We start from the raw sequence: 25,501 nt of genomic DNA, 5'->3' as shown, positions 1-25,501 counted from the left end.
GCCATTGATGAGCGTTTTCGGAAAGATCATGGGCGCGATTTTCGGCCATCACGCCGAGGCTGCGCCGGCCGGCGGCGGTTCGCCCGCTGCAGGCGGCAGCGCGCCGGCGGCTGACACCAGCACCGCCGCGGCTCCGGCGGCTGCGCCTGCTGCAGCGCCGCAAAGCGTCGATGTGGCTGCGATCGTCGACAAGGCCGCGGCCGCCAAGCACGAGAAGCTGGAGTGGCGAGCCTCGATCGTCGACCTGATGAAGGCGCTCGACATCGATTCGAGCCTGGCGGCCCGCAAGGAGCTCGCCAAGGAGCTCGGCTACACCGGCGACACCAACGATTCCGCCAGCATGAATGTCTGGCTGCACAAGCAGGTCATGAGCAAGCTCGCGGCCAATGGCGGCAAGCTGCCGCCAGAGATCAAGCACTGAGCTTGCGGTCTCAACTCCAAGAAAGCGAAAGGCCCGCCATCGTGCGGGCCTTTGTCGTATCTGATGATGTGGTGTTTGCTGATGCGCTGCGCGTCGGCACGTGAGCGCCTCAGGCGTGCACGAAAGCGGCGCGCTCCCAGGCTTCGGCGTGAAGCTGGTCGCGGGTAAAGCCGATGTCGCGCAGCGTGCGCTCGTCGAGCTGGTCGACATAAGCGAGCTGGGTGCGATAGTGGACGTAGCGCTTGAGAACGTCGAAAATGGCCGTGATGAACATGTGCCTCTCCCCGTTGGTCTGGTTGTTTGTACGGCGGGGAATTGCTGATCCATCCGGGTCACCATGGAGTTAAAGCGCGGCCTTCAATCATCACGCTCGGTAGTTCTACGGGTCCGTCAAGCCATGATGTCCCGGTTCTCCGGATGGTCACGGAGGTAATCTGCGACGAAGCTGCAGCCCGCCGCGACCTTGCGGCCGTCGGCACGGATCAGCTCCAGCGCGCCCTTGACCAGTTCGGAGGCAATGCCGCGCCCGCGCAGCGGACGCGGCGTCTCGGTGTGGGTGATGATGACCGCCTGCGGCGTCGCGCGATAATTGGCGAAGGCGAGGCTGCCTTCGACGTCGAGCTCGAAGCGGCTCTCGGCCTTGTTGTCGCGAACGGCGGTCATGGTCACTCCTCTTGGGCGCTACCTTCGTTTCGATTTGTCGGTGAGCTTGATGAACTCGGCCAGCATGTCGCGGATCGACCACGGCTTGCCGTCGATGGCGCCGCGGATGTCGTCGATCTTCCATTGGCGGGCATCGCGCGCGAAGTCGTAACGAATGACGTTGTCGGCCTGTTCCTTGCGCTCCAGCCGATGGCCGGTGATGGTGACGGCGATGGTCGCCTTGTCGGCCTCCTGCGTCTCCGAAACCACCTTGAACGAGGCGACATCCGGATCCTGCGAATTGGTGATCGGATCGAAATCGACCGCGCCGACTTCGCCCTTGGGCGTGCGGGCATCCATCTTGGCCCATTGGGCGGCCAGCGCCTTCGACAGGTATTTTGCGCGCGCCGCCTTGTCTCCAATGACGAAGTTGCCGCCGTCCTCGCCCTTGCCCTTGGCGACGCGGGTGTAGATCGCGGTCATGATGCCGGCGGGCTCGTTGGCGGCCGTGGTCTGCGCGTGCAGCTGGGACGTGGCGAGCACGCCGGCGAGGCCGAGAAGCACGAAGCGACGATCGATCATAGGTGTCCTCAAATCAGATTTGGCGCGCGGTGACATGCAGGGAATGCGCAGCCGGCACGGGTTTGTCGCACGGGCTCGGCATTTGTTCGAACGACTTCACCGCATGGAGTGGTTGCCGCATGTGAAAACATGGCGCATCGCTGCACGAATGCGGGCCAGCTTGTTGCTCCGTCATGCCCGGGCTGGTTACGGGCATCCCCGTCCTTCCACGCGTGCTGGGCGACGTGGACCGCCGGGACAGGCCCGGCCATGATGACGCGGAAGCAGGTTGGCCGCCACGCCGTGTGCGACCGCCCTGCAGCCGCATGGGAGCGATGGGCAGGGCGGCCTTGCGAGGGCGCGGCGGAGCACGATAAACAGGCCTGATGGTAACGGGCGGCTGAGATCGCCCGACGGATCGATCGAGGGGACGCCGCCATATGAGTCTGTTCACGGGTCTGTTCATCCGCGCGATCAGCACGAGGGCTCGTCGATGACACAGCTGCGCATGTCCCGCCGGGTGATGAACCTCGCACACATCGTGACGCAGAACGGCCGCCGCCTCGGCGACCGCATCGGGTTCGTGTGGGGCGAGCGCTCCTGGAGCTGGCGGGAAATCGATACGATGGTGTCGGCGCTGGCGGCGGCGCTGGCGGAGCAGGGGATCAGCAAGGGCGATCGCATCCTGGTGCATTCCAAGAACTGCGAGGAGATGTTCGTCTCGATGTTCGCCGCGTTCCGGCTCGGCGCGGTGTGGGTACCCACCAATTTTCGCCTGATGCCGGACGAGGTCGCCTATCTCGCGACCGCCTCTGGCGCCAAGGCGTTTCTCTGCCATGTCGATTTTCCCGAGCATGCCGCAGCGGTGACGAGCGCCACGTTCACGTGGCGCATCGGCGACGGCGGCAGCTTCGGCACGCGCTCGGTCTCCGACGCGATCAAGGCCCATGCCGGCGCCGACGTCGCGAATGCTACTGTCGAGCACGACGATCCCTGCTGGTTCTTCTTCACCTCGGGCACGACGGGCCGCTCGAAAGCGGCTGTGCTCACCCACGGCCAGATGGCCTTCGTCATCACCAACCATCTCGCCGATCTCACGCCCGGCACCACCGAGCATGACGCCTCTCTCGTCGTGGCGCCGCTGTCGCATGGCGCCGGCGTGCACCAGCTGATGCAGAGCGCGCGGGGCGCCAAGACGGTGCTGCTGCCGAGCGAGAAGTTCGACATCGCCGAGGCATTCCGCCTGATCGAGCGGCATCGCATCAGCAATTTGTTCACGGTGCCGACCATCCTGAAGATGATGGTCGAGCACCCCGCGGTCGATCAGTTCGATCACTCCTCGCTGCGCCATGTCATCTATGCCGGCGCGCCGATGTATCGCGAGGACCAGAAGCGCGCGCTGGCGCGGCTCGGCAAGGTCATCGTGCAGTATTTCGGACTTGGCGAGGTGACCGGCAACATCACCGTGCTGCCGGCCCCTGCGCATGAGGAAGAGGACGGTCCCGAGGCGCGGATCGGCAGCTGCGGTTATGAGCGCACGGGCATGCAGGTCTCGATCCAGGACGATCAGGGGCGCGAGCTGAAGCCGGGCGAGACCGGCGAGATCTGCGTCATCGGCCCGGCGGTGTTCGCGGGCTACTACGACAATCCCGAGGCCAACGCGAAGGCATTTCGCGATGGCTGGTTCCGCACCGGCGATCTCGGTCACATGGACGCGCAGGGGTTCCTCTACATCACCGGCCGCGCCTCCGACATGTACATCTCCGGCGGCTCCAACATCTATCCGCGCGAGGTCGAGGAAAAGATCCTGACCCATCCGGATATCGGCGAGGTCGCCGTGCTCGGCGTGCCCGACCCGGTCTGGGGCGAGGTCGGCGTCGCCGTCTGCGTCGCGCGCGAGGGCGCAAAAGCGCCGAGCGAGAGCGACATCGCCGGCTATCTCGCGACCAAGCTGCCGCGCTACAAGATGCCCAAGCGGTTCTTCTTCTGGGAGAGCTTGCCGAAATCCGGCTATGGCAAGATCCCGAAGCGCCTGGTGCGCGACGAGCTCGAGGCGCGCGGGCTGCTCGATCTCACCAGGCAGGGCTGACGCGCGATGCGATCGATCACCCAGCCCGGCGCGCCCGTCGCGGAGCGCATTCAGTGGGTCGAGGCGCGCGGGCGCAGCTTCAGATTCACGATGGATCCGGGCGTACCGCTGCTGCAAGCGGCGCATCGGGCCTTTGCGCGCGAAGGTTTTGCCGGTGGCGTGCTGGAGATGCGAGGCGGCGCACTCGGACCTTTCGCTTATGTCATGCCCGCGTTGTCGAAGACGCCGGATCATGCGGCGTTCTACAGCGAGACCCATCGGCCGACGGGCGTCACCCGGCTGACGACCGGGACCATGACGCTCGGCCTACGCGACGGCGCGCCGTTCTTTCATTGCCACGCGCTGTGGACGGAAGAGGGCGGGCGCGCCGGCGGGGGTCACATCCTGCCGGATGAGACGATGGTCGCTGAACCCTTCGAGGTCGAGGCCTTCGGGATCGACGGCGCGCTCTTCACAGCGGAGCCTGATCCAGAGACAGGCTTCAAGCTGTTCGGCCCGGTCTTGGCCGGGCTCCGCGGCGCCAGCACGGATTGCCGGGCCTTCGCATTGCGGCTGCGGCCGAACCAGGATGTCGCCTTCTGCCTCGAAGCCTTCTGCCGAACCCATGGTATTTGCGAAGCGCGGATCCGCGGCGGCGTGGGCTCGACCATCGGCGCGCGCTTTGCGGATGGCATGATCGTCGCGCCGTTCGCAACCGAGTTGACCATCGCATCCGGCGCCATTGCGGCGGGCGCGGATGGTCCGGAAGCCTCGCTCGACATCGCGCTGGTGGACTACACCGGCGCGCTGGCGCAGGGACGCCTGGTGCGCGGCGACAATCCGGTGCTGATGACCATGGAGCTGGTGTTGGAGGTCGTGGCCTGACAAGGTCGCGCCGATGGCCGGCTCGGCCGCAATGTGCAACATTGTATTGGTTGTCAGCAAGGTTGTGAAAGCGTCATGGCCAGGAAGCAGCGCGAGATCAGGCTGCGCGCACCCTATCTGAAGCGACTGTGGCTCGATCCCGCCAAGATCACCGACCGCGCCGCCTATCCGTTCTGCCTGTCGTTCCTGCACGACGAGTTCGAGCTCGGCTTCACGAGCGCCATCACCATCATCGTCGGCGAGAACGGCACCGGCAAATCGACCCTGCTCGAAGGCATCGCCGCACTCGCCGGCTATGACGAGGCCGGCGGCGGCAAGGGGTACATGCCGGTCGATCATGGCCGCGCGATTGAGCGCATGGGTGGCGCGTTGGGAAAGGCCCTTCGTGCGGCGTGGCTGCCCAAGATCACCAAAGGCTGGTTCTTCCGCGCCGAGAGCTTCTTCTCGGTGGCGCGCTATCTCGATGAAGCCGCGCTGGACGATCCGCTCGGCGGGCCGCCGCCCGACTTCCTGTCGCATTCCCATGGCGAGGGCTTCCTGCGCTTCTTCGAGGAGCGCTGCCAGCGCCAAGGCCTCTACATCTTCGACGAGCCGGAATCGGCGCTGTCTCCGGCGCGGCAGATCGAGTTTCTGAAGCTCATGCGGCGGATGGATGAGGCCAGTCATTGTCAGGTGCTGATGGCGACGCATTCGCCCGTCCTGATGGCCTATCCCGGCGCAACCCTGCTGCGGCTGACGAAATACGGCCTCGAGCCCGTGCGCGTGCAGGACACCGATCATTTCAAGGCGCTGCGCGAGTTCTGCAACGATCCGGACGGGTTCGTGCAGGGTGTGTTGGCGGAGTGAGGGTTAGGGATCGCCGTGGCCAGCCTGCATTGCTTCGCCCAGCCAGAAACCACAACAAAGCTGTCATCGCCCGGCTTGACCGGGCGATCCAGTACGCCGCGGCCCATCGATCAACAATGAACGTCTCTGGAATACTGGATCGCCCGGTCAAGCCGGGCGATGACAGGGGAGTGTGGAGCGATCGTGTTGCGCAACAACTTGGCATGAAGCACCATTCTCGCGGTGCCTCCGCACCCGAGCTTTCGACTTTCAGTCCGCCCTCCTGAAGTGAGAGGGCGCAGGGAAGGCCGGGTGCAGGCCGCACCCATGGCCCGCCTGCAGAAAAAAAGCAGGCGGCAGTCACCACAGGATTGGCCGCTACACACCGGCCTTCCCTGCGCGACGGTTTTAACGGCTTATACGCGCTCTCCTCGGTGCACCGGGCTTTCTGGCCACCGTCATCGCAAGCGCCGCGTCAGCTAACGCCTGCGATTTGACCTCAGCGTCGGGAGGTCGGGACCACACGATTTCGCCGTCCGCCCCGCAGCCCGTCGTCTTGCGCAAAAGCACCGGGCCCGTGACGTCCATCGCATCCCGCCCGCAACGCCCGTGACGACCGCGACGCGCCCCTCTCGTGCGGGCAGGACGGCGACAGGAAAACCGAAATTCGACAAAGACGAAAGCGGAATATTTTTCAAGGCGGGTCTGGACAGGGGCGATCCAGCTGATCGCGCTCTGAAATTTAGATTTTGCGCGCAGCATCGGTTTGATGTCAAAAATGCCACCTCGCTGCTTCGTCGGCCCGGGCGTCGGGCAAATCAGGCCGGGATGTCGGCGGGGCAAGAGCAGGGTTGCAGATGGCGGATCAGACCAACTCTCACGCGGCGCTGGAGCAGGCGCTGCTCGCGCTCGACGATCGGGCCATGGTGCTGGAGGAACTCGATGGCTTCATCGCCGGTCTTCTGACTTTGCCCGAGCAGGTTCCGGCCGGTGAATGGTTCTCAGCCGCATTCGGACTCGGCAAGGGGATACGCTCGGTGTTTGCGAGCATCGACCACGCCAATGCGGTGCTCGAGCTGGTGGCCGCGTATCACGACGAGATCGCGCGGACGCTGGCGCGTAGCCCGGAGCTGTACCAGCCCCGCTTTCCGGTCGAGCGTGGCGGCGAGGTGATCTGGGAGCTGTGGGTCGAGGGCTTTGCCGCCGCAGTGGCACTGCGTCGCGAGCGCTTCATCGCCTATCGGCAGGTCGGCGATGATGAGGTGAGGGGGGCGGCCCTGAACCTGATGATGGCGATCGATGCCGTGCTCGACGAGCACAGCGATCCGGTCGAGCTCGGCAGGCTGAGCGACAAGATGGCCATTCTCGCGCGGGAGTCCGTTCTCACTCTCTATCGCCATCGGCAGAGCGGGGTCTCCTTGCCCGGCACGCCCGACTTTGCCGAGCGCCCCAATCCGTTCGCCTCGCTCGGCAAGACCGGCCGCAACGACCCCTGTCCGTGTGGTTCCGGCCAGAAATTCAAGCGCTGCTGCGGCGCGGAGTGAGGCGGCCACGACGCCGTCTTTTTTGTTGCAACAATCCGGAGCGGTGCAAAGATGACGCCGCCGAGCGCAGATGTGCCGGCCAATGAAAGAGACCGAGGAAACGAGATGAGGATGGTGTTCGGCAAGTCGCTGACCCCTGTGGCGGCGCTCGCGATCGTGACGACGGCCCTGACGATCACGGCCCTGACCACGGCGGATGCGCATGGGCCCACCCGGCGCAAGGTGCAGGAGCATGTCGAGATCAACGCCGCGCCCGCGAAGGTGTGGGCGGTCATGGGCAATTTTCAGGACATGAGCTGGCTCGGCGTCGTCGACAAGACCGCGGGCGACAAGGGCAACGAGATCGGCGCGACCCGCAAGCTGACCCTGAAGGGCGGCGCGACCGTCGACGAGGAGCTGTACAAATACGACGCCGAGAAGATGAGCTACTCGTACCGCATCACGGCTGTCGACGTGAAGGTGCTGCCGGTGACGAACTACTCGTCGACCATCGCGGTGACGCCGAGCGCCGACGGCAAGGGCAGCGTCGTCGAATGGACCGGCGCCTTCTACCGCGGCTTCCCCAACAATGATCCTCCGCCGGAGCTCAGCGACGAGGCGGCCGTGAACGCGGTGACCGGATTGTACAAGGGCGGGCTCGAGGGGCTGAAGACGAAGGTGGAGAGCGGAAGCTGATCGGAGTGACCATGTTGCTCCAGGCGCAGGGCGCTCCCTCTGCCCGTTGTTACGGCGAGAGGGAGCCGACCGTCGATGACATGCCATCTCGGCTCCAGCGGCGAGCACGATTTCTCCTCCTTGGCGTTCTCGGAGCTTTTCTGTTCGGCTCCGTCCCGATCCACGCCGAGGAAGCTTTCGTCACCAATCAGCTCAGCGACGATCTCACCATCGTCGATCTCGCGACGTCCAAGCCGGTCGCAACGATTCCGATCGGCGGCAAGCCTGCCGGCGTCGCGGTTGCCGCTGACGGGCGCTTCGCCTATGTGGCCAGCCCGGACGACAAGGCCGTCAGCATCATCGATGCTGTTGCGCGAAAAGTCGTCGGCCGCGTCGAGGTCGGCGGCGGGCCGCTCGGGATTGCGGTGGCGCCGGACGGAGCAACGGTCTACGTCGCCGATTGGTACAATGCGGCGATCCGCGTCATCGATGCCAAGACCTTGAAGGTCACTGGCAGCATCGCGGTCGGCGCCTCGCCTTCGGGGCTCGCGGTGACGGCGGACGGCAAGCTGCTGCTCTCGGCCGACCGTGACGACGACATGGTCTCGGTGAGCGACACCGCCACACGGCAGCGGCTCAGGACCATCAAGGTTGGCACGCGGCCGTTCGGCGTCACCATCGACACGGAGGGCAAGCGCGCCTACACCGCCAATGTCGGCTCCAACGACGTTTCGGTGATCGATCTCGCCGAGGGCCGCGAGATCGCTCGCATCAAGACGGGCCTGCGGCCCTATGCCGTGGCGCTCGCGCAGGGCAGGGGCTTCGTCACTGATCAGTATGACGGCACGGTGAGCGTGTTCGATGTGGCGAGCCAGCAGCCGCTCAAGCGCATCACCGTCGGAGACTATCCCGAGGGCATCGAGGCCACCGCCGATGGCCAGCGCATCATCGTCGCGAATTGGGAGAGCAACATCCTCAGCGTCATCGACGCCGCGGCGCTGAAGGTGACGGCCGAGATCAAGGTCGGCGACGGCCCGCGCGCGTTCGGCGCGTTCCTGCGGCGGTGATTCCCGTAGCCCGGATGAGCGATAGCGACATCCGGGTTCAGCGCTGATGTCGGATGAGACCCCTGATGTCGCCGCGCTGATCCGGGCTACGCCTCTGGCGACGAGTCCCGCACCACCAACCGCTCCACGATCTCCTCCATCCGCGTGAACACCATCTCCGGGCCGCGGTCGCGCAGCGCCTTCTCCGCGGCGTAGCCCCAGGTCACCGCGCCGAAGGCGATGCCGGCGGCACGGGCGGCTTCAATGTCGCGGGTCTCGTCGCCGATGGCGATCACTGCGGCGGGATCAGCGCCGGCGCGCTTCACGACGCGCCTGAACTTCTTCGCCTTGCCATACAAGGAGGCCGAGCAGTCGAAGGCGGCGAACAGCCGCGCGGAGGCGCCGAGCTTCTGGCGCGCGTTGGCCTCGGTGTCGGACGACACCAGCGCGAGGCGGACACCGGCGCCGGCCAGCGTCGCCAGCATCTGCTCGACACCGGCAAACAGCGGAATGCTGGCGGCCTGCTCGGTCTTGAGCTTGCGGATGTGCCGCGCGATCAGCGGCAGCTTCCAGCGCGCGACGCCGAGATGGTTCAGCACCTCGGCGGTCGAGGAGTGCCGCAGCAGCTCGACATCCTCGTCGATCACGGGACGGAAGCGATAGCGCGCCGCCACGATATTCACGTTGCGCCGGAACCAGGGGAGGCTGTCGGCCAGCGTGCCGTCCAGATCGAAGATGACCAGGGAGTAGGGCATCGGCATGCTTGGCGTTCCGGGATCATCGCGATGTGAGATAACAGGCCTGACAGGCGGTGCGATCCGGCCCCTGACTGCACGGCTCGTCGGAGCCTCGAAGCCATCCAGAGTTTTGGGCGGAAACTTGGATTGCTCCACCCGCGCCCAGAGGGCTTCGGCGGAGACGCGTAGCACGGATGAGCGCAGCGACATCCGGGTTCTCCTCGGATGTCAGCGATGAACCCGGATGTCGCTGCGCTCCTCCTCCAAGATCCAACGACGCACTACTCCGCCGCCTCGCTGGCCGCGCCGCGGCTGCGCTTCTTCGGCCTGGCTGACTTCTCGAGCACCGGCTTCAGGAATTGCCCTGTGTAGCTGCGCGGCGCTTTCACGATGTCCTCCGGCGGGCCCCAGGCGACGATCTCGCCGCCGCCGTCGCCGCCTTCGGGGCCGAGGTCGATGACCCAGTCGGCGGTCTTGATGACCTCGAGATTGTGCTCGATGACGACCACCGTGTTGCCCTGCGCGACCAGCTCGTGCAGCACCTCCAGGAGCTTCTTGACGTCGTGGAAGTGCAGGCCGGTGGTCGGCTCGTCCAGGATATAGAGCGTGCGGCCGGTGGCGCGCTTGGACAGCTCCTTGGCGAGCTTGACGCGCTGCGCCTCGCCGCCCGACAGCGTGGTGGCCTGCTGGCCGACATGGATGTAGTCGAGGCCGACGCGGCGCAAGGTCTCGAACGTGTCGCGCACGCGCGGCACCGCCTTGAAGAACTCGGCGGCCTCCTCGACGGTCATGTCGAGCACGTCGGCGATCGACTTGCCCTTGAACAGCACGTCGAGCGTCTCGCGGTTGTAGCGCTTGCCCTTGCAGACATCGCAGGTGACGTAGACGTCCGGCAGGAAGTGCATCTCGATCTTGATGACGCCGTCGCCCTGGCAGGCTTCGCAGCGGCCGCCCTTGACGTTGAAGGAGAAGCGGCCGGGCTCGTAGCCGCGCGCCTTCGCCTCGGGCAGGCCGGCGAACCATTCACGGATCGGCGTGAACGCGCCGGTATAGGTCGCGGGGTTGGAGCGCGGCGTGCGGCCGATCGGCGACTGGTCGATGTCGATGATCTTGTCGATGTGCTCCAGTCCCTCGATCCGGTCATGCGGCGCGGCTGCCTCATTGGCGCCGTTGAGCTTGCGCGCGATCGCTTTGTAGAGCGTGTCGATGAGCAGCGTCGACTTGCCGCCGCCGGAGACGCCGGTGATCGCCGTGAACAGCCCGAGCGGAATCTCCGCCGAAACGTTCTTAAGATTGTTGCCGCGGGCGTTGACGACCTTGATGGTGCGGCGATGGTTCGGCGGCCGCCGCTCGGGGACCTCGACCTCGAGCTCGCCGGTGAGATATTTGCCGGTCAGCGACTTCGGATTGCGCATGATCTCTGCCGGCGTGCCCTCGGCGACGATGTGGCCGCCATGGGTGCCGGCGCCCGGGCCGATGTCGAGCACGTAGTCGGCGAGACGAATCGCGTCTTCGTCATGCTCGACGACGATCACGGTGTTGCCGAGGTCGCGCAGCCGCTTCAGGGTGTCGAGCAGGCGGGAGTTGTCGCGCTGATGCAGGCCGATCGAGGGCTCGTCCAGCACGTAGAGCACGCCGGTGAGGCCCGAGCCGATCTGCGAGGCCAGGCGGATGCGTTGGCTCTCGCCGCCGGACAAAGTGCCGGAGGAGCGGGCGAGGGTCAGGTAGTTCAGGCCGACGTCGAGCAGGAAGGTGAGACGATCGCGGATCTCCTTCAGGATGCGGGTCGCGATCTCGGTCTGCTGCGCGTTGAGCTGCGACGGCACCTCGGCGAACCATTCGCCGGCGGCCTTGACGGAGAGATCGGAGATCTCGCCGATATGCTTGCCGCCGACCTTGACGCTCAGCGCCTCCGGCTTGAGCCGGAACCCCTTGCAGCCGGCGCAGGGCACGTCGTTGAAATATTTGCCGAGTTCCTCGCGGGCCCATTCGCTCTCGGTCTCGCGGAAGCGGCGCTCGATGTTGGTGATGACGCCCTCGAACGGCTTCTTGGTGTCGTAGGAGCGGACGCCGTCCTCATAGGTGAACTTGATCTCGTCGTCGCCGGAGCCGTGTAAGAGCGCGTTCTGCGTCTTCTTCGGCAGGTCCTTCCACTTGGTGTCGAGCGTGAACTTGTAGAACTTGCCGAGCGCTGTCAGCGTCTGCAGGTAATAGGGCGAGGACGACTTGGCCCAGGGCGCGATCGCGCCCTTGCGCAAGGTGAGGTCCTTGTCGGGAATGACCAGGTCGGCGTCGACATGCTGCTCGACCCCGAGGCCGCCGCATTCCGGGCAGGCGCCGTAGGGGTTGTTGAACGAGAACAGCCGCGGCTCGATCTCGGGGATGGTGAAGCCGGACACGGGACAGGCGAACTTTTCCGAGAACAGGATGCGCTCGGGCCCACTCTTGTCGTGGATCTTGGCGGTCTTCTTCTTTTCCTTCTCCTCGGCCGGCGCTGCGGAGGCAGGGGCATCGGCGAATTCGACGACGGCGAGGCCCTCGGCGAGCTTCAGCGCGGTCTCGAAACTTTCGGCGAGGCGCTGGCCGATGTCCGGGCGCACGACGATGCGGTCGACGACGACGTCGATGTCGTGCGGAAACTTCTTGTCGAGCGTGGGAGCCTCGGCGAGCTCATGGAAGGTGCCGTCGATCTTGACGCGCTGAAAGCCCTTCTTGAGGTACTCGGCGAGCTCCTTCTTGTACTCGCCCTTGCGGCCGCGCACGACCGGCGCAAGCAGATACAGGCGGGTGCCCTCGGGCAGCGCCAGCACGCGGTCGACCATCTGCGACACCGTCTGGCTCTCGATCGGCAGGCCCGTGGCGGGCGAATAGGGCACGCCGACGCGCGCCCACAGCAGCCGCATGTAGTCGTAGATCTCGGTGACGGTGCCGACGGTGGAGCGCGGATTTTTCGAGGTCGTCTTCTGCTCGATCGAGATCGCCGGCGACAGGCCGTCGATCTGGTCGACATCCGGCTTCTGCATCATCTCCAGGAACTGGCGCGCATAGGCCGACAGCGATTCGACGTAGCGGCGCTGGCCCTCGGCATAGATCGTGTCGAAGGCAAGCGAGGATTTGCCGGAGCCGGAGAGACCGGTGAACACCACGAGCTTGTCGCGCGGGATTTCGACGTCGATGTTCTTCAGATTGTGCTCGCGGGCGCCGCGGATGGTGATCGCCCGCAGGCTCGACGAGTTGGCTTGCGCGCGCTGCTTGGCCTTGAGCACTTCATCCATGACGTTCGTCCCACGGCGCAAGGCTGCGCCATCGTTGCAGGCGCGTTGCGCCGGAAGCCGGCCATCGGACGCCAGGGGGGAAAGGTATGGTCGGAACGTAGGAAGAACGGGCCTGGATTTCCAGTGCCGTCAGCGAATCATCAACAATGCGCTCGCGATATGGCAGCTTCTGGCAGGAGCGGAACCATTGCAGCGGGGAGGCCTGGAACGTGGCTTCGCAGCGGCCTTTGACGTGGTGCCGGGGCGGCCCATATGGTAGTCACCGATACGAGTGCGATGGCCGCGTCATGCTCCATTCGCCGGAGATGCTCCATGCAGTTCTCATCCTCATCAAGCGCCAATGTCGGATCATATGTGCTCTCGACCGAGGAGCGCGTGCGTAGCGCCGGCGCCGGACCGGCCGACGTGAATGCCGTTGCATCCCAGGCGCTCAAGCTGATCGGACGGGCCGAGGCGATCTCGATCGGCGCGCTGCAGTCGAGCACGGGCGTGTCGGCCGATCTGATGCAGGCTGCGATCCATCGACTCAAGCAGGATCAGCTGGTGCAGGGCTCGGATGACCGCCTGTCGCTGACGCCGCTGGGGCAGAAGGCGCATTCCATCGTTGCGACCTGATCCACTCTGCCGCTAAGGTTGTCCATCCCGCAGGGGGAGGCGACCATGGCGGATCCGGCCGGCATTGCGTGGCAGCTGTCTGATTTGTGGTATTTTGGTGTTCCGTCGATCGGAGCGGCCGTCGGCGTCACCGAGGTCATCTCGCGCTACAAGGATGCTCCCTTCCTCGCCGCCCAGACCGGCCCGGCGCGCGCCTACGTTCTCGTCAATGCGCTGGCCGCCCTGTTCGCCTACGTGCTGATCCGAAACTTCGACTTCAAATTTGGCGCCCAGGACCAGGTGATCCTGGTGCAGGCCCTGGTCGCGAGCCTCGGCTCGATGGCATTCTTCCGCAGTTCATTGTTCTCGATGAAGGTGGGGGAGACCGATGTTTCGGTCGGGCCCGCGATCTTCTTCCAGATCCTCCTGTTCGCCACCGATCGCGCCTGCGATCGCGAGCGAGCCAAGCCGCGGTCGGCCGAGGTCATCCGGATCATGCAGGGGGTGTCGTTCGAGCTCGCCCGGGACTCGCTGCCGAGCTTCTGCTTCGAGCTCATGCAGAACATTCCGGCCAGCGAGCAGCAGAAGTTTCGCCTAGTGATCGACGCGCTGGCCTCATCGACGCGGATGCCGGACAGCGTCAAGGTGCTCAATCTCGGGCTCATGCTGATGAACGCGGTGGGGCAGCAGGTGCTCGAAGCCGCGGTCGCCGCGCTGGGTGAAAAGATTCAAGGCCCCGCCAAGCTCGAGCTGAAGGTTTTCATCGCGCTGCAGCGGGCCGATTTCGACAAGGCCTATCCGCTGCTCGTCGACATCGCCTTCATCATGTCGCGCTACGGCTCCCCGGCCGCCCAGGAGGCTGCGAAGACTGCGGTGCTCAAGGAGATCGAGCCGCTGACCCGGCAGCCGCATCTCGACAATGGCGCCAAGATGACCCAGCTCGGGCTGTCTCTGCAGCAGCGCGTCGGCGACGCCGTGCTGCTGGCGGCCATCGAGCAGGTCGCCGATGGCATCAAGGGCGATCCTGACCGTGAGGACCAGGCGCAAGCCGAGGACGCAGAAAGCGCGCACGCGCAGAAGGGTCAGCAGCCTCAAACCCCGCCGCCAGGGGTTGTCGTGCCCAATGTCACGCCGATCCGTCCGGATGTGGTGGCTCCCGTCACAGACACGGACGCTGCGACGGATCACGCGGCGGGAGATGTCCCCAAAGCAGGCGGCGCGTCCGACTGAGGAGGGCGCCGCACCGGCGCGGCCGGAGAACGAAGAAGCCCCGTCGCGGCGGTCAAAAAGAAAAGCCTCCGCCCTTGCGAGCGGAGGCCTGTGCGTTGGCCCGGAAGCCGAAGTCTTAGAAGTGATAGTTCACGCCGACCTGAACGCTGTGCAGGTTCAGGTTGCCGGTCGGAAGAGCGCCGCCGAAGTAGGTCTTGCCGTCGAAGCTCTTGTAGAGGTACTCGGCCTTCACCGACCACTTCGGAGCGAACAGCACCTCGACGCCGCCGCCAGCGGTCCAGCCGCTCAGGAACTGCGTGTCGGAGACGCCGACGCCGAGCGCCGAGAGCGTGATCTTGTTGTTCGCCCAGGCGTAACCGCCGGTGCCGTACAGCAGAACGTTGTTGAACGCGTAACCAACCCGGCCACGGGCGGTGCCGGTCGCGTCGATCTTGCTGGCGATGCCGACGGCGCCGAAGCCCGGAACGACGCCACCAACGGAGTCCTTGATGTCGGCCCAGGCTGCATCGGCCTCAAGGCCGTAAACCCACGCGCCGGACTGCCAGTTGTAGCCGATGGTGCCACCGGCGAAGCCGCCCTTCGGGCTCAGCACGCCGCCATTATCTGTGGTCGCATAGCCGCCGAAGGCACCGAGGTAGAAGCCGGCCCAAGTCGGCACAGGCGCGAGAACCGGCGCCTTGGTGTAGGTCGGACGCGCGGCAAGATCGGCAGCGGCGGCGGGAGCGGCCAGGGCGGCCAGGGCCACGGTCGCAAGCAGGATCTTCTTCATTCTTGTCTCCAGTTTAGTCCTTGAAGTCCGCGTCGCACCGAAGCTCGTACGCACGAAACAGACTCACCCGTTCAAGTTGACGGGTCATCCTATAGCCGGGTTCCGAGCCGATTACCGTCACCCTGAAGACACACCCGCGGCGAAACCGCGTTTTTACGGGCAAGTTCCAGATTGTTGATGTAACTCAAATGCTTGGTTCCGCATGTTGCGGGGCAGCACAGGTGGCTCCAGAGCAACAAAAAGGCCGGCTTGCGCCGGCCCTTGGAACTTTCGGTTGTCGAACCGATCGATCAGTATTTGGCGACGACGGGACCGCCGAAGCGGTAGTTGATGCGTGCCGTGAACAGGTCGACGTCCTGCTTGATCCTGTCGGTCTGGGCGAAGACGGCGCCCTGGAAGGGGACGTTGGTGTTGCCCATGAACAGATGGTCGTACTCGAAGCCCACCGACCAGCTCGGCGCAAAGGCGTATTCGACGCCGGCGCCCACGGACGCGCCCCATTTGTGCACGGTCGTGGCGGCGAGCACGGTGTTGATCACGCCGGAAAAGATCTCGTACCTGGTGTCGGTCACGGCCGCGCCGCCCTTGGCGTAGAGCAGGGTGTCGCCGAAGGAATAGCCGATCTGGCCGGTAAACAGGCCGAAAGCGGTGAGCTTGGTGCGGTTGCGATCGGGCGCGAACACGGGCGTGACGTTGTTGCCGGTGAGATCGGCCCAGTTGCCCTGCGCCTCCAGGCCGAACACGACCTGACCCATCTGCCAGCGATAGCCGAACTGGCCGCCGACGGTGCCGCCGGTGGCGTTGTGGCAACCCTCGGCCGGGCCGTTCACCAGCGTCCAGCAATTGCGGCTCGAGCCATAACCGCCGTTGATGCCGAGATAGAAACCGCTCCAGTCGTTGATGGCGACGATGGCCGGCGGCGCCTTGGTGTAAGGCCGGGCGGCCAGATCGGCCGCCGACGCGGACGTCGCGGTTGCGATGCCGACGAGGGCCGTCGTGATCACAAGCAACTTCTTCATCGAATGTCTCCCCCGGGGGTCGTTGAACTGACTAGCGATGAAATGTTCATACACAGGCCAACCCGGAGAGGCTGTAACGTACCGGCCACAGCGGCGAAAAAGCGAGATAAATCAAATATTTAACACAAAATAGCCGCGTCGATGCCGGGCTCTGGACACGAAAAAGGCCGGCGCGATGCCGGCCTTGTCGCAACTGCGGCGGGATGACGCAGCGTCAGTAGCGCGTCGCTCCCGTCGCGCCGAATCGATAGTTCACGCGGACCGTGGCGATGTCGATGTCCTGCTTGATCGTGTCGATGCGGGAGTTGACGTTCGCGGTCGCCGGAAAGCTGATGTCGCGTGATCCCATGAACAGGTGGTCGTACTCGACTGCGACCGACCAGTTCGGCGCAAAGCCGTACTCGACACCGGTGCCGACGGTGCCGCCCCAGCGAGTCTCGCTGGCCGAATCCAGCAGGGTGCCGACGGCGACCGGCGCGGCGGCATTCGCGGTGCCGGTGTATTTGTTGTGCGCGACCGCCGCGCCGCCCTTCACGTACCAGAGCACGTTGTCCCAGGCGTAGCCGACCTGGCCGGTGAACAGGCCGATGGCGTCAGTCTTTGTCGTGTTGGTGATGCCGGCCGCCAGCGCGGCTGTGCTGGCGTTCGACGATTTCAGGTCGGTCCAATTGCCTTGGGCCTCGAGGCCAAACACCCAGCTCGCGGCCTGCCAGCGATAGCCGACCTGGCCACCGATCAGTCCGCTGGACGCATTGTGGCAGCCCTCGGATTGTCTCGGTGCAACCGGCACGCCGCCGACGTTATTCAGGGTCCAGCAATTGCGGCTCCAGTCGGCGCCGCCGTTGAGGCCGAGGTAGAAACCGGCCCAACTCGGCAGCGGCGTGACATAGGCCGGCGGCGGCGCCTTGCCATAGGGGCGCGTAGCGAAGTCGGCTGCCGATGCCGGAGCCAATCCGAGCAACGCAACGCTCGCCGTGGTGATCAGAGCAGTCTTCTGCATTCGTCTCTCCCCAGTCCCAAAATGCCCGGCACCGGATCCCTCCGATCCGGCCTGCGTGCGGGCCTGCCGTTGTTGTAGGAAAGACTCATTTCCAAAGCGGTGACCTTCCATCGCGCCGTGGTGGGATGTGCTGATCTTGGTTAGGCGGTCGTAAACGGGAGGGGCGGGCAGCTCATGACACGGGCTCGCGCCGGCAGGCGTCGAATCAGGCCGCCGAGATCGTCGATTTTGGAGCCGACTGAGCAGCACGCAGGCGCGAGGACCCAGCGCCGACGAAAAGGAGCACCACGCGCGAACCGTTCAAACTCAATGTCTCAATGCTTGGAAACCACCGGACCGCCCCAGCGATAATTCACGCGGACGGTCGCCATGTCGGCGTCCTGACCGACCGTATCGTTGCGGGTCGCGGCGCCTGCGGGAATGCCTGAGAAGTTCAGGTTCTTGTTGCCCATGAAGATGTGCTCGTACTCGGCACCCACGGACCAGTTCTTGGCGAAGCCGACCTCGACGCCAGTGCCGACGGTCGCGCCCCAGCGGGTCGCGCTCGCCTGGTCGAACGCCGTGCCGGTGGCCGTGGCGAGACCGTTGTACTTTTCACCGGCGACCGCGGCGCCGCCTTTCACGTACCAGAGCACGTTGTTCCAGGCATAGCCGATCTGGCCGGTGAGCAGGCCGACGCCGTTGACCTTGGTCTGATTGGTCACGGCCGGCGCGAGCTGGCTGGTGTTGCTGCCCTTGAGGTTGGCCCAGTTGCCCTGCCCCTCGACGCCGAACACCCAGCTGCCAGCCTGCCAGCGATAGCCGATCTGGCCGCCGGCGAGCGCACCCGTCGCGTCATGGCAGCCCTCGGCATTTGTCGCCGCGACGCCCCCGACGGTCACATTGTTGGTCCAGCAGGTGCGGGCCGAGCCGCCACCCGCGTTCAGCCCGAGATAGAAGCCGCTCCAATCATAGATCGTCGCGATCATTCCAGGCGCCTTGGTGAAGGTGCGCGCGGGCAAATCGGCTGCGATCGCCGGCGCCAACCCCAGCGCCAGCGAAGTTGTCGCCCCCAGCAACAGCCTTCTCATCGCAGTCCCCAAAACCAAGTCCGACGCCCGCACGCACACACTCACCAACGCCCACCCGCGGGGCCTTGATAGCCCCTTCCGCCGGAAAAAGCCGTCACCCAAACGACACAGCTGGCCAGCAAGTGCCGGTTTCCTCACGCAAAAAAAGGCCGGCGCGAGGCCGGCCTTTCGACATATTCGCGCTCTGCGAGCGATCAGTAGCGCGACACGCCCGGGCCACCGAAGTGGTAGGAGACGCCGACCTTGACGGTGTGGACGGTGTCGTTCCATTCGGAGCGGTTGGCCGCCACAGGCGTGTACTGCAGCGTGCTCTTGCCGAAATCGAGATAGTTGTACTCGACCTTGGCGGACCAGTTCTGGGCGAACATGTATTCGGCGCCGGCACCGATCGTCCAACCCCAGCGCCAATCGCTCTGCGACGCGGAGAAGGCGGGACCGAACAGGCCGGCATCGTAGCGGTGCTGCAGATCGCCGACCGCGGCGCCGCCGCTGACGAAGAACAGCGCCGGACCCGCAGCCCAGCCGAGCCGGCCCTTGATGTCGCCGAAGCCGCGCAGCTTGGTGAAGTAGGTGTCGCCTGCGCCGAGGTTGATCTCGGTCGACCGGCCGCTGATGTCGGCCCAGTGATAGTCGCCTTCGAGGCCGAACACGATGTTGTCGACCTGCCAGTTGTAGCCGATCACGCCACCGGCGAAGCCGCCGTTGATGTCGTAGCGCTGCGTGCCGGCAAAGCCGACGGCATTGGGACCACCGAAGAAGGTCTCATCGCTGCGGCCCCAGCCGCCACCGCCCTGCAAACCGAGATACAAGCCGGCCCAGGTCGGAAGTGGCGCCGGCGCCATGACCGGTGCCTTGGTGTAGGGGCGGGCGGCCAGATCGGCGGCTCCGGCGGGGGCCAGCGCCCCCAAGGCCATCAAGCTGACGGCGCCAAGAAAGATTTTTTTCATCCCAAGTCTCCCGCGTTGGGCGCCCCGAATTCGTCCCCGGAGGCGCTCGTCTGTGAGGTGGCGCGACCGCCTTGGGCGGCCTCAATCCATCCGCAAATATACGCGATTCAACCCTGGATACCGTCTCCCAAAAGCCACAGGCTGGGAGGATGTGAGGCAGACTAAGTTAATGAAAGTTAATCGCTTTTTCGTGATTTGGGGAACTTTTTCGAGGTTCCGTTCGCGGAACTTGCGGTTCCATTGGGTTCCATAAGGTTCCATGAAATTCGCCCTTTGGTTGTGAGCTTGTTTTTGCGAACAAAACTGGAACGATGCACGCCGGATTGCTATATGTGGATAAGCAGCGAGAAAGTCGGTGGCTGGCGCGGCAACCGTATAGGGTCCGGCCCGAGAGGAAGGGTTAGCCACCTCGCGCCATGCGGCCGGTCGGCAGGACCGGTCCGGTGATTGATGAAAACCGCGGGAGAGTGTGATGGCGGGTAGCGTGAACAAGGTGATTCTGGTCGGCAATCTCGGCAAGGACCCGGAGATCCGGCGCACTCAGGATGGTCGGCCGATCGCCAATCTGAGCATCGCGACGTCGGAGACGTGGCGGGACAAGAACACCGGCGAGCGCAAGGAAAAGACCGAGTGGCACCGCGTGGTGATCTTCAATGAAGGTCTCTGCAAGGTCGCCGAGCAGTATCTCAAGAAGGGCTCCACGGTGTATATCGAGGGCGCGCTGCAGACCCGCAAATGGACCGACCAGAGCGGCGTCGAGAAGTACTCGACCGAGGTCGTGCTGCAGGGCTTCAATTCGACCCTGACGATGCTCGGTGGCCGCGGCGGTGGTGGTGGCGGCAATTTCGCCGACGACATGGGTGGCGGCGATTTCGGCATGAGCAGCCCGTCGTCGTCAGCGCCGGCGCCGCGCCGTCCGATGGCGGCCGCGAGCCGCAACAGCGACATGGACGACGACATTCCGTTCTGAATCAGGGCGCGCCTTGAACCCGAAGGCGAAATGTCCGTGAAGCTGCAGGCGACGCGCTGTCGATCGTGCGTTGACGAGGAGTGGCTTCGGGCGCTCACGGAGCGCCCGGCCGTTTTGGTGAAGCGCGTCAGCGCCCCGTCGTGGCCATCAGGTGAGGCGGATAGCGTTCGCCTTCGACCTTGATCGCGGCCGCAGCCTGCTCAATCTGGGCGAGATCGTCCCCCGTGAGCTCGACGTCGGCGGCCTTGAGATTCTCCTCTAGGCGATGGAGCTTGGTCGTGCCTGGAATGGGAACGATCCATGGCTTCTGCGCGAGCAGCCAGGCGAGCGCGATCTGGGCCGGCGTGGATGCCCTGCGTTCGGCGATTCGTTTGAGGAGATCGACCAGCGCCTGGTTGGCCTTCATCGCCGCGGGCGTAAAGCGCGGCAGGGTGCTGCGGAAGTCGTTGTCGGGCAGCCTGGTGGTCTCGTTCATCGCGCCGGTCAGAAATCCCTTTCCCAGCGGACTGTAGGGCACCAGGCCGATGCCGAGTTCCTCGCAGGCCTGCATGATGCCGTTGCTCTCTGGACCCCGGGTCCAGAGTGAATATTCGTTCTGGAGCGCGGTCACGGGCTGCACCGCATGCGCGCGTCGGACGGTCTGGGCGCCGGGCTCGGACAGGCCGAAGTACCTGACCTTGCCTTGCCCGATGAGATCCTTGACCGCGCCGGCGACGTCCTCGATCGGCACGTCCGGATCGACGCGGTGCTGATAGAACAGATCGATGCGATCGGTCTTCAGCCGCTTCAGGGATGCATCCGCGACCGCGCGAATTCGCTCGGGGCGGCTGTTCATCCCTGAGGACCTGCCGGTCGCCGGGTCGATCGCGAAGCCGAATTTGGTGGCGATGACCACCTTGTCCCGGACGGGAGCCAGGGCGTCGCCGACCAGCTCCTCGTTCGTGAACGGTCCATAAATTTCGGCCGTGTCGAAAAACGTCACGCCGCGGTCGAAGGCGGCGCGGATGAGATCGACCGCATCCTCTTTCGCGAGCGCATGACCGTAGCCGAAGTTCAGGCCCATGCAGCCGAAGCCGATGGCCGACACCTCGAGACCACTTTTGCCCAGGGTTCTCGTCTTCATCCCGGTCTCCTCTCTCTCTTCCGGTCGACGCCGGCACCGCGCATCGTCGACCTCTCCGTCCAGACTGAACCTAAGGCTGTGACTACGATGACATTAGATGCTAGAACGCGCATGGTTTTATGAAATGAGCTCATGAATGCTGCGCGAGAACCTGAACGACGTGCTCGGTTTCCTCGCCGTCGCCCGCGAGGGAAGCTTCACGCGGGCGGCTGCCCGGCTCGGCATCAGCCAGTCGGCGCTCAGCCATTCCCTTCGCAACCTCGAGGCCCGGCTCGGCGTGCGGCTGCTGGCGCGCACGACGCGCAGCGTCGCGCCGACGGCTGCAGGCGAACGCCTGCTGCGGAGCATCGGGCCGCGGTTCGATGAGATCGAAACGGAACTGGCCGGCTTGAGCGAATTGCGCGACAAGCCGGCCGGAACGATCCGGATCACGGCGGGCGAGCATGCCGCCGACTCCGTGCTCTGGCCGGCGCTGAGAAAGCTGCTTCCGGTCTATCCGGACATCAAGGTTGAGGTCGTGACCGACTATGGGCTGACCGACATCGTCGCCGAGAGATTCGACGCGGGGGTGCGGCTCGGCGAGCAGGTCGCCAAGGACATGATCGCCGTCAGGATCGGGCCGGACCTGCGCATGGCCGTGGTGGGCTCACCGGCCTATTTCGCCGTGCGGGCGCGGCCGCGGAGGCCGCAGGATCTCACGGAGCACAATTGCATCAACATCCGGCTTCCGACCCTGGGAGGGATCTATGCGTGGGAGTTCGAAAAGCGCGGACGCACGCTGAAGGTGCGCGTCGACGGGCAACTGGTGTTCAACAACATCACGATGCGAATGAATGCGGTGCGCGCCGGGCTCGGGCTCGCTTATCTGCCCGAGGATCAGGTCCGGGACGATCTTGCGAAGGGCAAACTCGTTCGCGTCCTGGAGGACTGGTGCGCGCCGTTTGCCGGCTATCATCTGTATTTTCCGAGCCGCCGGCAGCCCACATCTGCGTTCACGGTGCTGGTCGACGCGCTTCGCTGTCGCGGATGACGAGCCCGGTTCGCGCGATCGTCTCGCCGGACAAACGGATTTTGCTGCAAAATCAACGGCTCCCGTGCGCCCCCGCAAGGCCTCTCTGCAACCGCTGCGCGGAGCCGGAAAAACGCCTGCCGCGGCACCGCTGAAGTCCAGTTCGCGCGAGCCCTCCGGGTCACCGTCGGTCGCAGCGTAAGATCTCGTTAAGTTGCTGGAAATGCGGCCAAAAAATCCTTCGTGCGGGGGCGTCAAGGGGTGGCCTGACGTGACGCGATGCGCTATATGATTCCGAGCGATTTTCGCGTGCCAAAACCGACCGGTATCCCCTTTGTCCGATAAAGAAGATGAGAAGCCCGGAGAGCCGGGCGGACCTTCCGACATTCGTCCCGTCTCCATCCTCGATGAGATGAAACGCTCCTACCTCGATTACGCGATGAGCGTGATCGTGGCGCGGGCGCTGCCCGATGCGCGCGACGGCCTGAAGCCGGTGCACCGGCGCATCCTCTACGGCATGTATGAGAACGGCTTCGAGTGGAACAAGCCGTACCGCAAGTCGGCCCGCACCGTCGGCGACGTCATCGGTAAATATCATCCGCACGGCGACCAGTCGGTCTATGGCGCGCTGGTCCGCATGGCGCAGGACTTCTCGATGCGCGTGCCGCTGATCGACGGCCAGGGCAATTTCGGCTCGGTCGACGGCGACATGCCGGCGGCGATGCGCTACACGGAATCCCGCCTGACCAAGATCGCGCAGTCGCTGCTCGACGATCTCGACAAGGACACCGTCGACTTCCAGCCGAACTACGACAGCTCCGAAAAGGAGCCGTCGGTGCTGCCGGCGAAGTTTCCGAACCTGCTCGTCAACGGCGCCGGCGGCATCGCCGTGGGCATGGCGACCAACATTCCGCCGCACAATCTCGGCGAGGTCATCGACGCCTGCATCGCGCTGACCGACAATCCGGCGCTGTCGATCGACGAGCTCAACCAGATCATTCCGGGGCCGGACTTCCCGACCGGCGGCATCATCCTCGGCCGCGCCGGCATCCGCTCGGCCTACCACACCGGCCGCGGCTCGATCGTGATGCGCGGCAAGGTGACGATCGACACCATCCGCAAGGACCGCGAGGCGATCCTGATCACGGAGATCCCGTATCAGGTCAACAAGGCCTCGATGGTCGAGCGCATCGCCGAATTGGTGCGCGAGAAGAAGATCGAGGGCATCTCCGACCTGCGCGACGAATCCGACCGCGACGGTTTCCGCGTGGTCGTCGAGCTCAAGCGCGACGCCGTGCCGGACGTGGTGCTGAACCAGCTCTACAAGTTCACGCCGCTGCAGACCAATTTCGGCGCCAACATGGTGGCGCTGGATGGTGGTCGTCCGCAGACCATGAACCTCAAGGATCTGCTGCAAGTGTTCGTGGCCTTCCGCGAACAGGTGGTGACGCGGCGGACCAAGTTCCTGCTCAACAAGGCACGTGACCGCGCCCACATCCTGGTCGGCCTCGCGATCGCGGTCGCCAACATCGACGAGATCATCCGCGTCATCCGGACCTCGCCCGATCCGAACACGGCGCGCGAAACCCTGATGTCGCGCGACTGGCCGGCACAGGACGTCGCGGCGATGATCACCTTGATCGACGATCCGCGCCACCGCATCAATCCGGACGGCACCGCGCGGCTGTCGCTCGAGCAGGCCAAGGCCATTCTCGACCTGCGCCTGCAGCGTCTCACTGCGCTGGGCCGCGAGGAGATCTCCGACGAACTCGACAAGCTCGCGGTCGAGATCGCCGACTATCTCGACATCCTGCGCTCGCGCGCGCGGGTGCAGGACATCGTCAAGACCGAGCTGTCGGCCATCAAGGCCGAGTTCGCCACTCCACGCCGCACCGTCATCGCCGAGCAGGAAGGCGAGATGGAGGACGAGGACCTGATCCAGCGTGAGGACATGGTCGTGACCGTGTCGCATGCCGGCTACACCAAGCGTGTGCCGCTGTCGGCCTATCGCGCGCAGCGCCGCGGCGGCAAGGGCCGCACGGGCATGCAGACGCGCGAGGAGGATTTCGTCAGCCGGCTGTTCGTGGCCTCGACGCATACGCCGGTGCTGTTCTTCTCGTCGCGCGGCCAGGTCTACAAGGAGAAGGTCTGGCGGCTGCCGATCGCAGCCCCCAACGGCCGCGGCAAGGCGCTGATCAACATCCTGCCGCTGGAGCAGGGCGAGCGCATCACCACGATCATGCCGCTGCCGGAGGATGAATCCTCCTGGGCGAATCTCGACGTGATGTTCGCCACGACCGGCGGCAACGTCCGGCGCAACAAGCTGTCGGATTTCGTCGACGTCCGCCGCTCCGGCATCATCGCGATGAAGCTCGACGAGGGCGAGGAGATCGTCAACGTCCAGATCTGCACCGAGCGTGACGACGTGCTGCTGACCGCCGCCGGCGGCCAGTGCATCCGCTTCCCCGTCACCGACGTGCGCGTGTTCACGGGCCGCACCTCGATGGGCGTGCGCGGCATCGCGCTCGCCGAAGGCGACAAGCTGATCTCGCTGACGATCCTGCGCCATGTCGAGACCACGTCGGACGAGCGGACCGCGTATCTGAAGATGCGCCGGGCGATGTCGGGTGAAACGGCGGCCGAGGAGCCGGTCGAAACCGAGGGCGAGGAGGCGGCGGCGGGCGCGATCCAGCTGTCGCAGGAGCGCTATGTCGAGATGTCGGCGCAGGAGCAGGTGGTGCTGACCGTCTCGGTCAACGGCTACGGCAAGCGCACCTCGTCATACGAGTACCGCACGACGGGCCGCGGCGGCAAAGGCATCGTGGCGATGTCGGTCAACAACCGCAACGGCAAGCTGGTCGCCTCATTCCCGGTCGAGGACAGCGACCAGATCATGCTGGTGACCGACAAGGGGCAGCTGATCCGCTGCCCCGTCGACGGCATCCGCATCGCCGGCCGCTCCACTCAGGGCGTGATCGTGTTCAACACCGCCGACGATGAGCACGTCGTCTCGGTCGAGCACATCGGCGAGGAGGCGGAGAACGGCAATGGCGCGAATGGGACTGAGGGCGCGAACGGCGAATGAACAGGCGAATGGCGAATAGGGAGTAGC

Annotated in this window: 23 protein-coding genes; 12 read left to right on the top strand and 11 right to left on the bottom strand. The window is 65.2% G+C overall.

Annotated features, from left to right (window positions below; all coding sequences use genetic code 11):
* The first annotated feature begins 7 nt into the window (after positions 1 to 7).
* Positions 8 to 421 carry a DUF3597 domain-containing protein gene (locus tag BRADO_RS18735; RefSeq protein ID WP_041756703.1) on the top strand — a complete coding sequence of 138 codons (414 nt, stop codon included), beginning with the start codon at positions 8 to 10 and terminating at the stop codon, positions 419 to 421.
* Positions 422 to 530: 109 nt separating this feature from the next.
* Here BRADO_RS18735 and BRADO_RS34150 read toward each other — a convergent pair whose 3' ends face one another.
* From BRADO_RS34150 to BRADO_RS18725, 3 genes are all read right to left on the bottom strand, one after another.
* Positions 531 to 695, bottom strand: coding sequence for a DUF1127 domain-containing protein (locus BRADO_RS34150; protein WP_011926907.1), 165 nt, complete (start codon positions 693 to 695; stop codon positions 531 to 533).
* Between the two features lie 116 nt (positions 696 to 811).
* Positions 812 to 1,084 (bottom strand): GNAT family N-acetyltransferase, encoded by a 273-nt coding sequence (locus BRADO_RS18730; protein ID WP_041756701.1) that lies wholly within the window; start codon positions 1,082 to 1,084, stop codon positions 812 to 814.
* A gap of 18 nt (positions 1,085 to 1,102) precedes the next feature.
* Positions 1,103 to 1,645, bottom strand: a complete 543-nt coding sequence (locus tag BRADO_RS18725; protein ID WP_041756700.1) for a DUF3828 domain-containing protein — start codon at positions 1,643 to 1,645, stop codon at positions 1,103 to 1,105.
* Between the two features lie 472 nt (positions 1,646 to 2,117).
* Between BRADO_RS18725 and BRADO_RS18720 the strand changes: the two genes are divergently transcribed.
* The 6 genes from BRADO_RS18720 (at position 2,118) to BRADO_RS18695 (ending at position 8,667) form a co-directional block, all read left to right on the top strand.
* The gene (locus BRADO_RS18720) at positions 2,118 to 3,713 is read left to right on the top strand and encodes an acyl-CoA synthetase (protein ID WP_011926904.1); all 1,596 of its coding nucleotides are present in this window, start codon (positions 2,118 to 2,120) and stop codon (positions 3,711 to 3,713) included.
* A 6-nt stretch (positions 3,714 to 3,719) separates the two neighbouring features.
* Positions 3,720 to 4,577: a PCC domain-containing protein gene (locus BRADO_RS18715; RefSeq protein ID WP_011926903.1), complete on the top strand. Its 858-nt coding sequence runs from the start codon at positions 3,720 to 3,722 to the stop codon at positions 4,575 to 4,577.
* A 75-nt stretch (positions 4,578 to 4,652) separates the two neighbouring features.
* On the top strand, positions 4,653 to 5,423 hold the full coding sequence (locus tag BRADO_RS18710; RefSeq protein WP_011926902.1) for an AAA family ATPase: 771 nt from the start codon (positions 4,653 to 4,655) through the stop codon (positions 5,421 to 5,423).
* Positions 5,424 to 6,259: 836 nt separating this feature from the next.
* The gene (locus tag BRADO_RS18705) at positions 6,260 to 6,946 is read left to right on the top strand and encodes a YecA family protein (protein WP_011926901.1); all 687 of its coding nucleotides are present in this window, start codon (positions 6,260 to 6,262) and stop codon (positions 6,944 to 6,946) included.
* Between the two features lie 105 nt (positions 6,947 to 7,051).
* A complete protein-coding gene (locus BRADO_RS18700) occupies positions 7,052 to 7,621 on the top strand; it encodes an SRPBCC family protein (protein ID WP_011926900.1) in 570 nt (189 codons plus the stop codon).
* A gap of 80 nt (positions 7,622 to 7,701) precedes the next feature.
* Positions 7,702 to 8,667 (top strand): cytochrome D1 domain-containing protein, encoded by a 966-nt coding sequence (locus BRADO_RS18695; RefSeq protein WP_011926899.1) that lies wholly within the window; start codon positions 7,702 to 7,704, stop codon positions 8,665 to 8,667.
* 86 nt (positions 8,668 to 8,753) lie between these two features.
* Here the strand turns inward: BRADO_RS18695 and BRADO_RS18690 are convergent, their stop codons facing one another.
* Both BRADO_RS18690 and uvrA read right to left on the bottom strand, forming a co-directional pair.
* Complete coding sequence (locus tag BRADO_RS18690) at positions 8,754 to 9,401, bottom strand: HAD-IA family hydrolase (RefSeq protein WP_011926898.1); 648 nt, start codon at positions 9,399 to 9,401, stop codon at positions 8,754 to 8,756.
* A 263-nt stretch (positions 9,402 to 9,664) separates the two neighbouring features.
* A complete protein-coding gene (uvrA, locus tag BRADO_RS18685; protein ID WP_011926897.1) occupies positions 9,665 to 12,658 on the bottom strand; it encodes an excinuclease ABC subunit UvrA in 2,994 nt (997 codons plus the stop codon).
* Positions 12,659 to 12,970: 312 nt separating this feature from the next.
* On the opposite strand from uvrA, the gene BRADO_RS18680 reads away from it, so the two are divergent.
* A complete protein-coding gene (locus BRADO_RS18680) occupies positions 12,971 to 13,273 on the top strand; it encodes a hypothetical protein (RefSeq protein WP_244422842.1) in 303 nt (100 codons plus the stop codon).
* 45 nt (positions 13,274 to 13,318) lie between these two features.
* Complete coding sequence (locus tag BRADO_RS18675; protein WP_041756699.1) at positions 13,319 to 14,482, top strand: hypothetical protein; 1,164 nt, start codon at positions 13,319 to 13,321, stop codon at positions 14,480 to 14,482.
* A gap of 115 nt (positions 14,483 to 14,597) precedes the next feature.
* On the opposite strand, the gene BRADO_RS18670 is transcribed toward BRADO_RS18675, so the two are convergent.
* The 5 genes from BRADO_RS18670 to BRADO_RS18650 form a co-directional block, all read right to left on the bottom strand.
* The gene (locus BRADO_RS18670) at positions 14,598 to 15,251 is read right to left on the bottom strand and encodes an outer membrane protein (RefSeq protein WP_011926894.1); all 654 of its coding nucleotides are present in this window, start codon (positions 15,249 to 15,251) and stop codon (positions 14,598 to 14,600) included.
* A gap of 290 nt (positions 15,252 to 15,541) precedes the next feature.
* Positions 15,542 to 16,270 carry an outer membrane protein gene (locus BRADO_RS18665; protein ID WP_011926893.1) on the bottom strand — a complete coding sequence of 243 codons (729 nt, stop codon included), beginning with the start codon at positions 16,268 to 16,270 and terminating at the stop codon, positions 15,542 to 15,544.
* A 214-nt stretch (positions 16,271 to 16,484) separates the two neighbouring features.
* Entirely contained in the window at positions 16,485 to 17,270 is a 786-nt protein-coding gene (locus BRADO_RS18660; protein WP_011926892.1) for an outer membrane protein, read from the bottom strand.
* A gap of 314 nt (positions 17,271 to 17,584) precedes the next feature.
* Complete coding sequence (locus tag BRADO_RS18655) at positions 17,585 to 18,340, bottom strand: outer membrane protein (RefSeq protein WP_011926891.1); 756 nt, start codon at positions 18,338 to 18,340, stop codon at positions 17,585 to 17,587.
* Between the two features lie 194 nt (positions 18,341 to 18,534).
* The gene (locus BRADO_RS18650) at positions 18,535 to 19,287 is read right to left on the bottom strand and encodes an outer membrane protein (protein WP_011926890.1); all 753 of its coding nucleotides are present in this window, start codon (positions 19,285 to 19,287) and stop codon (positions 18,535 to 18,537) included.
* Positions 19,288 to 19,759: 472 nt separating this feature from the next.
* Here BRADO_RS18650 and BRADO_RS18645 point away from each other — a divergent pair, with 472 nt between their 5' ends.
* Positions 19,760 to 20,257, top strand: a complete 498-nt coding sequence (locus tag BRADO_RS18645) for a single-stranded DNA-binding protein (protein ID WP_011926889.1) — start codon at positions 19,760 to 19,762, stop codon at positions 20,255 to 20,257.
* A 127-nt stretch (positions 20,258 to 20,384) separates the two neighbouring features.
* Here the strand turns inward: BRADO_RS18645 and BRADO_RS18640 are convergent, their stop codons facing one another.
* Entirely contained in the window at positions 20,385 to 21,380 is a 996-nt protein-coding gene (locus BRADO_RS18640) for an aldo/keto reductase (protein WP_011926888.1), read from the bottom strand.
* Between the two features lie 136 nt (positions 21,381 to 21,516).
* Between BRADO_RS18640 and BRADO_RS18635 the strand changes: the two genes are divergently transcribed.
* The gene (locus BRADO_RS18635; protein ID WP_011926887.1) at positions 21,517 to 22,410 is read left to right on the top strand and encodes a LysR family transcriptional regulator; all 894 of its coding nucleotides are present in this window, start codon (positions 21,517 to 21,519) and stop codon (positions 22,408 to 22,410) included.
* Between the two features lie 313 nt (positions 22,411 to 22,723).
* Positions 22,724 to 25,474, top strand: a complete 2,751-nt coding sequence (gyrA, locus tag BRADO_RS18630) for a DNA gyrase subunit A (RefSeq protein ID WP_011926886.1) — start codon at positions 22,724 to 22,726, stop codon at positions 25,472 to 25,474.
* Positions 25,475 to 25,501: the final 27 nt, after the last annotated feature.

The organism is Bradyrhizobium sp. ORS 278, from assembly GCF_000026145.1.
Taxonomy (GTDB): domain Bacteria; phylum Pseudomonadota; class Alphaproteobacteria; order Rhizobiales; family Xanthobacteraceae; genus Bradyrhizobium.
This window is presented reverse-complemented; position numbering and strand designations above follow the sequence as displayed.